The 13,344-nt window shown below is 67.1% G+C and carries 9 protein-coding genes and 1 tRNA gene; 6 read left to right on the top strand and 4 right to left on the bottom strand.

The window, feature by feature from the left end:
• The first annotated feature begins 241 nt into the window (after nucleotides 1-241).
• From glnA to BLA15945_RS24325, 4 genes are all read left to right on the top strand, one after another.
• The gene (gene glnA, locus BLA15945_RS24340) at nucleotides 242-1,657 is read left to right on the top strand and encodes a type I glutamate--ammonia ligase (RefSeq protein ID WP_059233698.1); all 1,416 of its coding nucleotides are present in this window, start codon (nucleotides 242-244) and stop codon (nucleotides 1,655-1,657) included.
• A gap of 162 nt (nucleotides 1,658-1,819) precedes the next feature.
• Nucleotides 1,820-2,962 (top strand): nitrogen regulation protein NR(II), encoded by a 1,143-nt coding sequence (gene glnL / locus BLA15945_RS24335; RefSeq protein WP_059233699.1) that lies wholly within the window; start codon nucleotides 1,820-1,822, stop codon nucleotides 2,960-2,962.
• A 45-nt stretch (nucleotides 2,963-3,007) separates the two neighbouring features.
• On the top strand, nucleotides 3,008-4,534 hold the full coding sequence (gene ntrC / locus BLA15945_RS24330) for a nitrogen regulation protein NR(I) (protein ID WP_174993534.1): 1,527 nt from the start codon (nucleotides 3,008-3,010) through the stop codon (nucleotides 4,532-4,534).
• A gap of 88 nt (nucleotides 4,535-4,622) precedes the next feature.
• Nucleotides 4,623-6,731 carry a prolyl oligopeptidase family serine peptidase gene (locus BLA15945_RS24325; protein WP_174993533.1) on the top strand — a complete coding sequence of 703 codons (2,109 nt, stop codon included), beginning with the start codon at nucleotides 4,623-4,625 and terminating at the stop codon, nucleotides 6,729-6,731.
• Between the two features lie 23 nt (nucleotides 6,732-6,754).
• On the opposite strand, the gene xth is transcribed toward BLA15945_RS24325, so the two are convergent.
• Nucleotides 6,755-7,531 (bottom strand): exodeoxyribonuclease III, encoded by a 777-nt coding sequence (gene xth, locus BLA15945_RS24320; RefSeq protein ID WP_059233702.1) that lies wholly within the window; start codon nucleotides 7,529-7,531, stop codon nucleotides 6,755-6,757.
• Nucleotides 7,532-7,714: 183 nt separating this feature from the next.
• Between xth and BLA15945_RS24315 the strand changes: the two genes are divergently transcribed.
• Nucleotides 7,715-7,791: transfer RNA gene (locus BLA15945_RS24315), tRNA-Met, on the top strand.
• Nucleotides 7,792-7,897: 106 nt separating this feature from the next.
• On the opposite strand, the gene BLA15945_RS24310 is transcribed toward BLA15945_RS24315, so the two are convergent.
• A complete protein-coding gene (locus tag BLA15945_RS24310; protein WP_174993532.1) occupies nucleotides 7,898-8,590 on the bottom strand; it encodes an aspartate/glutamate racemase family protein in 693 nt (230 codons plus the stop codon).
• Nucleotides 8,591-8,741: 151 nt separating this feature from the next.
• Here BLA15945_RS24310 and dinB point away from each other — a divergent pair, with 151 nt between their 5' ends.
• Nucleotides 8,742-9,905, top strand: a complete 1,164-nt coding sequence (gene dinB / locus BLA15945_RS24305; protein WP_174993531.1) for a DNA polymerase IV — start codon at nucleotides 8,742-8,744, stop codon at nucleotides 9,903-9,905.
• A 58-nt stretch (nucleotides 9,906-9,963) separates the two neighbouring features.
• Here dinB and BLA15945_RS24300 read toward each other — a convergent pair whose 3' ends face one another.
• Nucleotides 9,964-12,051 (bottom strand): M3 family metallopeptidase, encoded by a 2,088-nt coding sequence (locus tag BLA15945_RS24300; RefSeq protein ID WP_059233705.1) that lies wholly within the window; start codon nucleotides 12,049-12,051, stop codon nucleotides 9,964-9,966.
• Nucleotides 12,052-12,347: 296 nt separating this feature from the next.
• On the bottom strand, nucleotides 12,348-13,208 hold the full coding sequence (gene folD, locus BLA15945_RS24295) for a bifunctional methylenetetrahydrofolate dehydrogenase/methenyltetrahydrofolate cyclohydrolase FolD (RefSeq protein ID WP_174993530.1): 861 nt from the start codon (nucleotides 13,206-13,208) through the stop codon (nucleotides 12,348-12,350).
• Nucleotides 13,209-13,344 lie beyond the last annotated feature (136 nt).

Below are 13,344 nucleotides of genomic sequence, written 5' to 3'. Positions count from 1 at the left end.
CACCATTGCAGTGCTTGCGGCAAACGGCCGGTGCAGCGCGAAGCCCCGGAATCGCGCAGCACAGCCCTGTCGTGGCGAGCCCCGGCGCGATTTGTTCCGGTCGCTCGCAAAGATGGCACGGAAGCTGCTATATAGAATTCGGTCGAATCGGGGCGCGCTGCGCCAAAGCAAGACCCCGGTCAGCTCGATAAACGAGGCGGTTCCCAGTCCGCCGGAATTGTTCTAATCAGGAGAAGAGGTTATGAGTAAAACCGTCGCCGACGTCATGCAACTCGTGAAGGACGAGGACTGCAAGTTTGTCGATTTCCGCTTCACGGACACGCGCGGCAAGGAACAGCACGTGTCGGTGCCGGTTTCGGCGTTCGACGAAGACAAGTTCGAAAGCGGTCATGCATTCGACGGTTCGTCGATCGCGGGCTGGAAGGGCATCGAGGCGTCGGACATGCTGCTCATGCCGGATCCGAACGCAGCCTTCGTCGACCCGTTCTATGAAGAGTCGACCCTCGTGCTGACCTGCGACGTGGTCGAGCCGGCCGACGGCAAGGGCTACGAGCGCGATCCGCGTTCGCTCGCGAAGCGCGGCGAAGCGTACCTGAAGAGCACGGGCATCGGTGACACGGCCTACTTCGGTCCGGAACCGGAATTCTTCATTTTCGACTCGGTCCAGTGGAACACGGACATGTCGGGCTGCTTCGTGAAGATCAACTCGGAAGAAGCACCGTGGTCTTCGGCCAAGGAATTCGAAGGCGGCAACACGGGCCACCGTCCGGGCACGAAGGGCGGCTACTTCCCGGTCGCACCGGTCGACACGTTCCAGGACATGCGTTCGGAAATGTGCCTGCTGCTCGAACAGCTCGGCATCCCGGTCGAAGTGCACCACCACGAAGTGGCGGGCCAGGGCCAGAACGAAATCGGCACGAAGTTCTCGACGCTGGTCGAGCGCGCCGACTGGACGCAATGGTCGAAGTACATCATCCATAACGTCGCGCACTCGTACGGCAAGACGGCGACGTTCATGCCGAAGCCGGTCGTCGGCGACAACGGTTCGGGCATGCACGTTCACCAGTCGATCTGGAAGGACGGCCAGAACCTGTTCGCAGGCAACGGCTACGCAGGCCTGTCGGAACTGGCGCTGTTCTACATCGGCGGCATCATCAAGCACGCCCGTGCACTGAACGCGATCACGAACCCGACGACGAACTCGTACAAGCGTCTGGTCCCGCACTTCGAAGCACCGGTCAAGCTCGCTTACTCGGCACGCAACCGTTCGGCTTCGATCCGCATTCCGCACGTGTCGAACCCGAAGGGCCGCCGTATCGAAACGCGCTTCCCGGATCCGATGGCGAACCCGTACCTGTGCTTCACGGCGCTGATGATGGCCGGCCTCGACGGGATCCAGAACAAGATCCATCCGGGCGAAGCAGCGGACAAGAACCTGTACGACCTGCCGCCGGAAGAAGATGCAAAGATCCCGACCGTCTGCGCGGGCCTCGACCAGGCTCTCGAAGCGCTCGACAAGGATCGCGAGTTCCTGACGCGCGGCGGCGTGTTCACGGACGGCATGCTCGATGCCTACCTCGCGCTGAAGGAGCAGGAGCTGGCGAAGTTCCGCATGACGACGCACCCGATCGAGTTCGAGATGTACTACTCGCTCTAATCGGCGATGGCGCTTCGATTCAGCGCCGTCATGCCGGTTCGTTCCCGTCGCGTGGGCCGCGGCGGGAACGGCGGAGTCTGAAAGGGGACGGCGTCCAGCCGTCCCTTTTTTGTTCCGACGATTTTCATTTTTCTGGCCCGGTGAGGCGCGACAAGCACGCAGATGGTTCTGAAGAATCTGATCAAGGCGAAAACGGGGCAGCCCGAGCGACTGACGGACGACGAGCGGCTCTCACGCTCGGGCCTGCTGGCGGGGCTGGAAGCGCTGCCGACGGTCGTGATCGTGCTCGACCGCAAGACGCTGCGGATCGCGTTTGCGAACCCGTCGGCGGAGGCGATGCTCGACATCTCGCGCCGGCAACTCGCGCAGCGGCCGTGGGGCGAGATTTTTCCGAACGCGAACGAGCTGGCATCGACGATCACCGCGATCGGCGAGGAGCGCTTTCACGCGACGCACCTCGATACCGTGCTCGACCGGCCCGGCCGCGAACCGTTGCACGTGCATGCGATCGTCGGCTTCCTCGAGACCGCGCCCGATTTCGTGCTGGTCGAGCTGTTCGAGAACGAACGCCAGTCGCGCACCGACCGGGAAGAGCGGATCCACGACCTGACCGCGGTCAACAAGCAGCTGATCCGCAACCTCGCGCACGAGATCAAGAACCCGCTCGGCGGCATTCGCGGCGCAGCCCAGCTGCTCGAATTCGAACTGGGCGAGCGCGAGCGCGGCGAGTTGCGCGAATACACGCAGGTGATCATCAAGGAATCCGATCGCCTGCAGACGCTCGTCGACCGGTTGCTGGAGCCGCACCGGCATCCGCACATCGTCGGCGACGTGAACATTCATGAAGTGTGCGAACGCGTGCGCGCGGTGATGCTCGCGGAATTTCCGCGCGGGCTCACGATCGAGCGCGACTACGACGTGAGCGTGCCGGACCTGCGCGGCGACAAGGAGCAACTGATCCAGGCGCTACTCAACATCGTCCGCAATGCGGCGCAGGCGCTGCGCGAACGGATCGCGCAGGGCGACGCGAAGATCGAGCTGCGCACGCGTATCGCGCGCAAGGTGACGATCGCGAAGCGCCTGTACCGGCTGGCACTGGACTTGCACGTGATCGACAACGGGCCCGGCATTCCGGAAGAGATCCGCGACCGGATCTTCTATCCGCTCGTGTCCGGGCGCGAAGACGGCAGCGGGCTCGGCCTCACGCTTGCGCAGACTTTCGTGCAGCAGCACGACGGGATGATCGAGGTCGAAAGCCGGCCCGGACGTACCGAATTTCAGATTCTGCTGCCGCTCGATCATTGAGCGGCGACTTGCGATTCACCGGATTCACCCAAATCTGACCGACCTATGAAGCCGATCTGGATAGTAGACGACGACCAATCGATCCGCTGGGTGCTTGAAAAGGCACTCGCCCGGGACAGCTTCGCGACGAAGAGCTTCGCGAACGTGCGCGATGCGCTGGCCGCGCTCGACCACGAGACGCCGCAGGTACTCGTGTCCGACATCCGGATGCCGGGCGGCTCGGGCCTCGAGTTGCTGCAGGCGATGCACGAGCGCCTGCCGGGCCTGCCCGTCATCATCATGACGGCGTTCTCCGACCTTGATAGCGCCGTTGCGGCGTTCCAGGGCGGCGCGTTCGAGTATCTCGCGAAGCCGTTCGACGTCGACAAGGCCGTCGAGCTGATCCGCCGTGCGGTGGAGGAAAGCCTGCGCGGCGGCGCGCCGCAGGACGAGCGCGTGGCCGAGGCGCCCGAGATGCTCGGCCAGGCGCCCGCGATGCAGGACATGTTCCGCGCGATCGGCCGCCTGTCGCATTCGGCCGCGACCGTGCTGATCACCGGCGAGTCGGGCACCGGCAAGGAACTCGTCGCCCGGGCGCTGCATCGCCACAGCCCGCGCGCGAACGGGCCGTTCATTGCGCTGAACACCGCGGCGATTCCGAAGGACCTGCTCGAATCCGAGCTGTTCGGCCATGAGCGCGGCGCGTTCACCGGCGCGCAGACGACGCGGCAGGGCCGCTTCGAGCAAGCCGAGAACGGCACGCTGTTCCTCGACGAAATCGGCGACATGCCGTTCGACCTGCAGACGCGCCTGTTGCGCGTGCTGTCGGACGGGCAGTTCTATCGGGTCGGCGGGCACAACCCGCTGCGCGCGAACGTGCGCGTGATCGCCGCGACCCACCAGAATCTCGAGTCGCGCGTGCGGCAGGGGCTGTTCCGCGAGGACCTTTACCACCGGCTCAACGTGATCCGGCTGCGCCTGCCGCCGCTGCGCGAGCGTAGCGAGGACATCGCGCTGCTGACGCGCCACTTCCTGCAGAAGAGCGCGCGCGATCTCGGCGTCGAGCCGAAGCGCGTGTCCGATGAAGCGCTCGTGTATCTGACGTCGCTCGCGTTTCCCGGCAACGTACGGCAGCTCGAGAACCTCGCGAACTGGCTGACCGTGATGGCGCCCGCGCAGACGGTCGAGATCAAGGACCTGCCGCCGGACCTCGTGCCGGCCGGCGCGTCCGGTGCGCCGGTCGTCGCAACGGGCGATGGCGCGGATGCGCTCGGCAACGGCGGCAACGCCGCGGGCGTACCGCTCGCGATCGGTGCGACGCCGGCGGCGGCCGTGCCCGTCGCGGCCGCGCCGAACGGCAGCGCGCCGGCCGGCTACCCGGTGTGGGAGCATGGCCTGCGTACCGAAGTCGCGCGGCTGTTGCGCGAGAATTCGGCCGATGTGATGGACGAGCTCGCGCGCCGCTTCGAGGCGGCCGTGATTCGCGAGGCGCTCGACTTCACGCGCGGCCGCAAGGTCGAGGCCGCGGAGCGGCTCGGCATCGGCCGCAACACGATCACGCGCAAGATCCAGGAACTCCACCTGGAGCCCTGAGCACGATTTGCGGCATGCGCGGCGTCGCGCATGCCGCGATCGGACATAATCGCGGTTTGCACGCCGTTTGCCATTCCGCCGATCTTCAATGTCCGATTCCTTCCGCTGGCCCGCCGGGGCCGACCCGTTCCGTTTCCTCGAAGCGCTTGACAGCAAACGCGCCCGCACGTGGGTCGACGAGCAGAATGCGCGTACGCGCGCCGTGCTGCGCGACGACGACGCGTATCGCGCGCTGACCGCGCGTCTCGCCAAGGCCTATCTGCCGCGCGAACGCCCGGTGATTCCGACCCGCTGGCGCGACTGGGCGTACGACCTGTGGCAGGACGATCTCCATCCGAAGGGGCTGTGGCGCCGCACGCGCTGGGACGACTGGCGTGCCGGTCAACCTGCGTGGGAAACGCTGCTCGACGTCGACGCGCTCGGTGCCGAAGAGGGCGAATCGTGGGTGTTCGAGCAGGACGCGATCCTGTATCCGGACGGCGATCGCGCGCTGCTGTCGCTGTCGCCGGGCGGCGCCGATGCGGTCGTCGTGCGCGAGTTCGATCTCGTCGAACGCCGTTTCGTCGACGGCGGGTTCACGATCGACGAGCCGGGCCATCACACGGTCGGCTGGATCGACCGCGATACCGTCTACGTGAGCTGGGATCGCGGCGAAGCGCATGCGACCGCGGCCGGTTATCCGTATGAAGCGCGACGCTGGGTGCGCGGCACGGCGCTTGCCGATGCGCCCGTCGTCTTCAGCGGCGAACCCGATGACATCAGCGCGGGCGCGTGGTTCGACCCGATCGACAACCGCCACGTCGCGTGGCGCAGCGTCGACTTCTTCGACGCGCATGCGTACTGGCTGACCGACGCGGGCGAGTGGGCGCGCTACGACGTGCCGACGCATGTCGAAGTCGGGTTCTGGGAGGGCTGGCTCGTGCTGGAGCCACGCCTCGACTGGGACTGCGACGGCGTGCGCCATGCGGGCGGCTCGCTGCTCGCGATCCGCGAGCAGGCGTTCCTCGCCGGAGCGCGCGAATTCACGACGCTGTTCGCGCCCCAGCCGACGACGTCCGCGTGCACGTGGACGCACACGCGCACGACGCTGATCGCGAGCTGGCTCGACGACGTGCACAACCGCACGATGCTGTGGCAGCCGCGGCAGGCCGGCGACGGTACGTGGACGTGGGATGCGCGGCCGTTCGAGTGGCCGGGCGACGCGCAGATCGACGTCGAGCCCGTCGAGGCGACGCTGAACGACGAGGTGTACGTCGACGTCGACACCTATCTCGACCCGCCGGAGTGCTGGCTGGCCGATCTTGCCGATCGCGCGGACGATGCGCCGTCGCGCCGTGTGCTGCTCGACCGGCCGCCGGTGCAGTTCGATGCGGCCGGACTCGTCGTGCGCCGCGCGAGCGCGCGCTCGCAGGATGGCACGATGGTGCCGTACACGCTGATCGGGCCGCGCGATGCACTCGATGCGGCCGACGGCGCCGCGCGCGTCGCGCGGCCGTGTCTGCTGTCGGGCTATGGCGGCTTTGCGATCCCGAACCTGCCGGGCTACAGCGACGCGTTCGGCATCGCGTGGCTCGAGCGCGGCGGCGTGATGGCGTTCGCGCATATCCGCGGCGGCGGCGAGTTCGGGCCGCGCTGGCACGTCGATGCGCAGCGCGAACACCGGCAGCGTTCGTTCGACGATTTCATCGCGGTGGCCGAGGATCTGGCCGCGACCGGCGTGACGACCGCCATCCGGCTCGGGATCGAGGGCGGCAGCAACGGCGGGCTGCTGGTCGCCGCGTGCATGGCGCAGCGGCCGGAGCTGTTCGGTGCGGTGCTGTGCCGCGTGCCGCTGCTCGACATGCGGCGTTATCCGAAGCTGCACGCGGGCGCCGCGTGGCTCGACGAATACGGTGATCCGGACGATCCGCGCGAAGGCGCGGCGCTGGCCGCGTATTCGCCGTATCACCGCGTGCGCGAAGGTGTCGTGTATCCGCCGTTATTGTTGACGACGTCGACGCGCGACGACCGCGTGCATCCCGCGCACGCGCGCAAGATGGCCGCACGCATGCATGCGCTCGGTCATGAACGGGTGTGGTACTGGGAGAACACCGACGGCGGCCACGGCAGTGCCGACGACCTGGAACGCGCGGAAGCCGATGCGGCCGAGTTCGGCTTCCTGTGGGCCCATCTCGGGCCGGCGCCCGCGCGGCGCTGAACGCGCGCGGGCGGATGGGACGATCAGCCGACGATCGCGACGACGGGCGTGTGGTCGGACGGCTGTTCCCACGTACGCGGCGTGCGGTCGACCTCGCACGACGTGCAGGTTTCCGCGAGCGCCGGCGACAGCAGGATGTGGTCGATGCGCAGCCCCGCGTTGCGGCGGAACGCCATCATCCGGTAGTCCCACCACGTGAAGGTTTTCTCGGGCTGCTCGAAGCGGCGGAACGCATCGACGAAGCCGAGCTCGATCAATTGCGCGAAGTGCGCGCGCTCCTGCGGCGACACGAGGTTCTGGCCTTCCCATTTCGCGGGGTCGTGCACGTCGCGGTCTTCCGGCGCGATGTTGTAGTCGCCGAGCAGCGCGAGCTTCGGGTAGCGCTGCAGTTCGGTGCGCAGCCATGCCTGCAGCGCGTCGAGCCACTGCATCTTGTAGACGAACTTGTCGGAGTCGGGGGCCTGGCCGTTCGGGAAGTACGCGGACACGATGCGCACGCCGTCGACCGTCGCGGCGATCACGCGCTGCTGCGGATCGTCGAAGCCGGGGATGTTGCGCACGACGTCCGATTCGTCGACGTTCAGCGACGCGCGCGCGAGGATCGCGACGCCGTTGTAGGTTTTCTGGCCCGTGAACCAGCTGCGGTAGCCGGCTGCCTCGAGATCGGCGCGCGGGAATTTCTCGTCCGGCAGCTTCAGTTCCTGCAGGCACAGCACGTCGGTGCCGCTTTGCGCGAGCCAGTCGAGCACGTGCTGTTTGCGGACGTTGAGCGAGTTGACGTTCCAGGTGGCGATTTTCATGAACGGGAGTGTGCGTGCGGCGTGAATGCGAAGGCCGCCATCTTACCGCGAGCATGCGGTGCGAACGCGTGCAATGCGCGACGCGGAGCAGGGGGCATGCAACGCCGTCTGGCAGAGGGGAGAAGAAATTGTGACAAAAGTATTGACGTGAGTACTTCCTCACCCTATAATTTATTTCTCTGACGCGGGGTGGAGCAGTCTGGCAGCTCGTCGGGCTCATAACCCGAAGGTCGTAGGTTCAAATCCTACCCCCGCAACCAAGCACACCAGACGATGTGCCGCGCAAGTGACCGATGCGCGCTTCGTCGACAAGAACCCGGCTCCGTGCCGGGTTTTTTGTTTTCTGCGCGCCGATCGCGATCGCGGTTATCGCGCAGCCCACTCCACGGCTGCCTTCGCATGCAGCGCGGTCGTGTCGAACACCGGCAGCGGCGAATCGTCCGCGCCGATCAGCAGCGTGATTTCCGTGCAGCCGAGGATCACGGCCTGCGCGCCGCGCTTCGCCAGTGCCTCGATGATCGACACATACGTCGCGCGCGATTCCGCCGAGATGACGCCGTGACACAGCTCGTCGTAGATGATCCGGTGCACGTCGTCACGCCCGCGTTCGTCCGGCACGAGCACTTCCATGCCGAATCTTGCGTGCAGCCGCTCCGCATAGAACGGCAATTCCATCGTGTAGCGCGTGCCGAGCAGGGCGACGCGCTCGACGCCCGCGTCGCGCAGCGCGCTGCCGGTCGGATCGGCGATATGCAGGAACGGCAGCGTCACCGCGGCTTCGATCACGTCGTGCACGCGATGCATCGTATTGGTCGTCAGTACGACGAGATCGGCGCCGGCCGCTTCGAGCTGGCGTGCGGCGTCGGCCATCCGTTCGCCGAGCGCCACCCAGTCGTGCGTGCGCTGCAGCGCTTCGATTTCCGCGAAATCGACCGTGACGAGCACGCTCTTCGCGTTGTGATGCCCGCCGTGCAGCGCCTTCGAGTGCCGGTTGATCATCCGGTAGTACTCGGCCGACGATTCCCAGCTCATGCCGCCGATCAGTCCGATCGTCTTCATCCGTCACCTTTTCGTTTCGTGTGTCGCGGCAGACGAGTATAGGCGCCGCTGCCCGCGCCCGACCGGTACGATCCCCGCCAAGCGGGCCGGTACGGCGCAGCCGGCTGCGGCCGGCCGGCGCCGGGCGTACGCGGCAGTTGAAACCGGCACTGTGTTTTTGTACAGTATCGGCACCGTGAACCCGTCCACCATTCCGCCTGCCGATTCGCACGCGCCGCCGCCGGGCGACGCGCTGCCGCGCATGCGCAAGATCATTCACTGCGACTGCGATTGCTTCTACGCGTCGGTCGAGATGCGCGACGACCCGTCGCTGCGCAACCGGCCGCTCGCGGTCGGCGGCCGGCCCGACCAGCGCGGCGTGATCGCGACCTGCAATTACGAGGCGCGGCGCTACGGCGTGCATTCGGCGATGTCGTCGGCGCTCGCGATGCGCAAGTGTCCGGACCTGTTGATCCTGCCGTCCGCGATGGACAAGTACCGCGCGGCGTCGCGGCAGATCATGGCGATCTATCGCGACTACACGCCGGACGTCGAGCCGCTGTCGCTCGACGAGGCGTACCTCGACGTCAGCGGGTCGGACCGGTGCCAGGGCAGTGCGACGCTGATCGCGCGCGAGATCCGCCAGCGCGTGTTCGACACGGTCGGCGTGACCGTATCGGCCGGCGTCGCGCCGAACAAGTTCATCGCGAAAATCGCGTCCGACTGGAACAAGCCGGACGGCCTGTTCGTCGTGCGGCCGCACGAGATCGACGCGTTCGTCGCGGCGCTGCCGGTGCGCAAGCTGCACGGCGTCGGCAAGGTGACGGCTACGCGGCTCGACCGGCTCGGCATTCAGACCTGCGCGCAGTTGCGCGACTGGCCGTTGATCGACCTGCACCGCGAGTTCGGCGCATTCGGGCGGCGGCTGTACGAACTGTCGCGCGGGATCGACGAACGGCCCGTGCAGGCCGACCAGGAGCGCAAGTCGGTCAGCGTCGAGACGACCTACGTGACCGACCTGACGACGCTCGAACAATGCGCGGACGAAATCCGCCGCCTCGTCGTGCAGCTCGACGCGCGGATTGCGCGCGCGGGCGCCGCGCGGTCGATCCGCAAGCTGTACGTGAAGATCCGTTTCGCCGATTTCCAGCGCACGACGGTCGAGTGCGTGGCCGATGCGACGAATGCGGAGATGGCCGTCACGCTGCTCGCGAAGGGGTTGCAGCGCCGCGCGCAGGCCGTGCGTCTGCTCGGCGTCGGCGTGCGCATCGACGAGGACACGGCCGAGCGCCACGGGCAATTCTCGCTGTTCGACGACGACCCGCCCGCACCATGAAAAAAGGCACCGCCGAAGCGGTGCCTGTCGATGTGGCCGGAACGGCCGGGCGGCGCGCTCAGTGCGCGGGCGTGGCCATCCCGTTGTGGCGCAGCAGCGCATCGATTTCCGGCTCGCGGCCGCGGAACGCCTTGAACGAATCCATCGCCGGGCGGCTGCCGCCGACCTCGAGGATCTCGCGGCGATAGCGCGTGCCGGTGGCCGCGTCGAGCACGCTGCCGCTCTGGGCGGCCGCTTCCTCGAACGCCGCGTACGCGTCGGCCGACAGCACCTCGGCCCACTTGTAGCTGTAGTAGCCGGCCGCGTAGCCGCCCGCGAAGATGTGGCTGAACGTGTTCGGCCAGCGCGAGAATGCTGCCTGCGGGATCACGTGATAGCGCTCGTTGATCTCGCGCGCGAACGCGGTCACGCCGGTGGCGCCGGCCGGGTCGAAGTCGACGTGCAGCAGCATGTCGAACATCGAGAACACGATCTGGCGCAGCGTGCCGAGCCCGCTCTGGAAGTTCTTCGCGGCGATCATCTTGTCGAACAGCTCACGCGGCAGCGTGGCGCCCGTATCGACGTGCGACGACATCGACGACAGCACGTCCCATTCCCAGCAGAAGTTTTCCATGAACTGCGACGGCAGCTCGACCGCGTCCCATTCGACACCGTTGATGCCCGACACGCCGAGCTCGTCGACGCGCGTGAGCATGTGGTGCAGCCCGTGGCCGAACTCGTGGAACAGCGTGATGACTTCGTCGTGCGTGAAGCACGCGGGCTTGCCGCCGATCGGTGCCGAGAAGTTGCAGGTGAGGTAGGCGACCGGCGTCTGCACGTCGCCGCCGCGCTTCGCACGCGAGCGTGCGTCGTCCATCCATGCGCCGCCGCGTTTGCCTTCGCGTGCGTACAGGTCGAGATAGAACTGCGCGACGAGCGAGCCGTCGCGGTTTTCGACGCGGAAGAAGCGCACGTCCTTGTGCCATACCGGCGCATCGTCCGCCTTGATCCGCACGCCGAACAGCGTCTCGGTGACGTTGAACAGGCCCTTCAGCACGGCCGGCTCAGGGAAGTACTGCTTGACCTCGTTTTCCGAGAACGCGTAGCGCTGCTGGCGCAGCTTTTCGGCTGCGTATGCGACGTCCCACGGCGCGAGTTCGGTCAGGCCGAGTTCCTTCGCGGCGAATGCGCGCAGCTCGTCCCAGTCCTTGTCTGCGTGCGGGCGCGCGCGCGTCGCGAGATCCTCGAGGAATGCGATCACCTGTTGCGGCGATTCGGCCATCTTCGGCGCGAGCGACACTTCGGCGAAGTTGCGGTAGCCGAGCATCTGCGCCTCTTCGCGGCGCAGCTTCAGCTCGTCGGCGACGATTGCGGTGTTGTCCCATTCGGCCTTGCCGTCGCCGTACTGCGGCCCGAGCTCCGACGCGCGCGTTGCATACGCGCGGTAGAGCGTCTCGCGCAGCGCGCGGTTGTCCGCGTACTGCAGCACCGGGAAGTACGACGGGAAGTGCAGCGTGAATTTCCAGCCGTCCTTGGCGTCCTTCTGCGCGGCTTCGCGGGCGGCTTCGATCGCGTCGCCGGGCAGGCCGGCCAGGTCGGCCTCGTCCTCGACGAAGTGCGCGTACGCGTTGGTTGCGTCGAGGACGTGGTCGGAGAACGCCTTCGACAGGGCGGCCTGTTGCTCCTGCAGTTCCGCGAAGCGCGGTTTCTGGTCCTCGGGCAGCTCGGCGCCCGACAGGCGGAAATCGCGCAGCGCGTTGTCGAGGATCTTCTTGCGCTCGGCGGACAGCGTCGCGTATTCGGCGCTCGCGGCGATCGCCTTGTACTTCTCGTACAGCGCGAGATTCTGGCCGACGCTCGACCAGAATTCGGTCACGCGCGGCAGGTTTTCACCGTAGGCGGCGCGCAGTTCGGGCGTGTCGGCGACTGCGTTCAGGTGGCCGACGATGCCCCATGCGCGACCGAGCGGCTCCGTCGCGTGCTCGACCGTCTCGACGACGGCGGCCCAGGTCGGCGGCGTCGCGTTCGCGCTCGCGGCTTCGACCGCGCGGCTGGCGGCATCGAGCAGCGTGTCGAGCGCGGGCGTCACGTGTTCCGGGCGGATTTCGCCGAAACGGGGCAGGCCGGAGAAGTCGAGGAGCGGATTGGTAGTGGCGCTGGCGGACATAAGACTCCCTGTCTGTTGCCGGATGAACCGGGATGAAAAGGGTAACGGCGGCTAGGCGCGATGGCGCCCGATACCGACATTATTGGGGCGCATCGTGCGCTTTCCAATCGTTAGTTTCTAATGACGCGATTGACGCAGGGTCGGATGCGGGGCGACGGGCTTCCGGCGACGGGCTTCCGGCGACGGGCGGCCGGCGGAGGAGGCCGGCCGCTGGCGACCGGTGCGGCGCAGCCGCGGCGATGCGGCTGGCGAGACGCCGGCGCACGGAACTGCGCGCCGGCTGAACGGGCGGGGTGTCAGGCTGCGGCAGCAGCGGCGCGCTCGGCCGCTTCGATCGTGTTGATCAGCAGCATCGTGATGGTCATCGGGCCGACGCCGCCCGGCACCGGCGTGATGTGGCCGGCAACTTCCTTCACGCCCGCGAAATCGACGTCGCCGCACAGCTTGCCCGCGTCGTCGCGGTTCATGCCGACGTCGATCACCGTCGCGCCCGGCTTCACCATGTCGGCGGTCAGGATGTTGCGCTTGCCGACCGCGGCGACCACGATGTCGGCCTGCCGCGTGTGCGCGGCGAGGTCGCGCGTCTTGCTGTGGCAGATCGTCACGGTTGCACCGGCGTCGAGCAGCATCATCACCATCGGCTTGCCGACGATGTTCGAACGGCCGATCACGACCGCGTTCGCGCCCTGCAGCGCGATGTCATGCGCTTCGAACATCTTCATCACGCCGTACGGCGTGCACGGACGGAACAGCGGCTTGCCGGTCATCAGTGCGCCGGCGTTCGCAACGTGAAAGCCGTCGACGTCCTTCTCCGGCGCGATCGCCTCGATCACCTTGTGGCTGTCGATATGCGCGGGCAGCGGCAGCTGGACGAGGATGCCGTGGATCTTCGGGTCGCGGTTCAGTTCGTCGATGCGCGCGAGCAGGCCGGCTTCCGACAGCGTGGCCGGGTACGCATCCTTCAGCGAGAAGAAACCGTTGTCCTCGCACGCCTTGATCTTGTTGCGCACATAGACTTCGCTCGCCGGGTTTTCGCCGACGAGGATCACCGCGAGACCGGGCTGGTGGCCGCGTGCGGTCAGGGCGGCGGCGCGTTCGCCAGCCTGCGCGCGCAGGGTCTTCGAAAGGGCGTTGCCGTCGATGAGGAGGGCTGTCATGGTGGTGGTCCTGCCGGGAAGTTGGAATGCGGGCGTACGGCACCCGAAGCGCCGTAGCAAAGCACGCAATTATACCGTTCGCCTGCTGCCGTCCGACAGGGAATCAACGGGAAGCGTCATGACCGCGGCGCGTGCG

Source organism: Burkholderia arboris, from assembly GCF_902499125.1.
Classification (GTDB): domain Bacteria; phylum Pseudomonadota; class Gammaproteobacteria; order Burkholderiales; family Burkholderiaceae; genus Burkholderia; species Burkholderia arboris.
This window is presented reverse-complemented; position numbering and strand designations above follow the sequence as displayed.

Excerpts from the sequence above, each read along its gene's own strand:
- BLA15945_RS24325 (WP_174993533.1), top strand. The coding sequence starts at position 4,623 with ATGTCCGATTCCTTCCGCTGGCCCGCCGGGGCCGACCCGTTCCGTTTC.
- glnL (WP_059233699.1), top strand. The coding sequence starts at position 1,820 with ATGGTTCTGAAGAATCTGATCAAGGCGAAAACGGGGCAGCCCGAGCGA.
- BLA15945_RS24300 (WP_059233705.1), bottom strand. The coding sequence starts at position 12,051 with ATGTCCGCCAGCGCCACTACCAATCCGCTCCTCGACTTCTCCGGCCTG.
- glnA (WP_059233698.1), top strand. The coding sequence starts at position 242 with ATGAGTAAAACCGTCGCCGACGTCATGCAACTCGTGAAGGACGAGGAC.
- folD (WP_174993530.1), bottom strand. The coding sequence starts at position 13,208 with ATGACAGCCCTCCTCATCGACGGCAACGCCCTTTCGAAGACCCTGCGC.
- xth (WP_059233702.1), bottom strand. The coding sequence starts at position 7,531 with ATGAAAATCGCCACCTGGAACGTCAACTCGCTCAACGTCCGCAAACAG.
- ntrC (WP_174993534.1), top strand. The coding sequence starts at position 3,008 with ATGAAGCCGATCTGGATAGTAGACGACGACCAATCGATCCGCTGGGTG.
- BLA15945_RS24310 (WP_174993532.1), bottom strand. The coding sequence starts at position 8,590 with ATGAAGACGATCGGACTGATCGGCGGCATGAGCTGGGAATCGTCGGCC.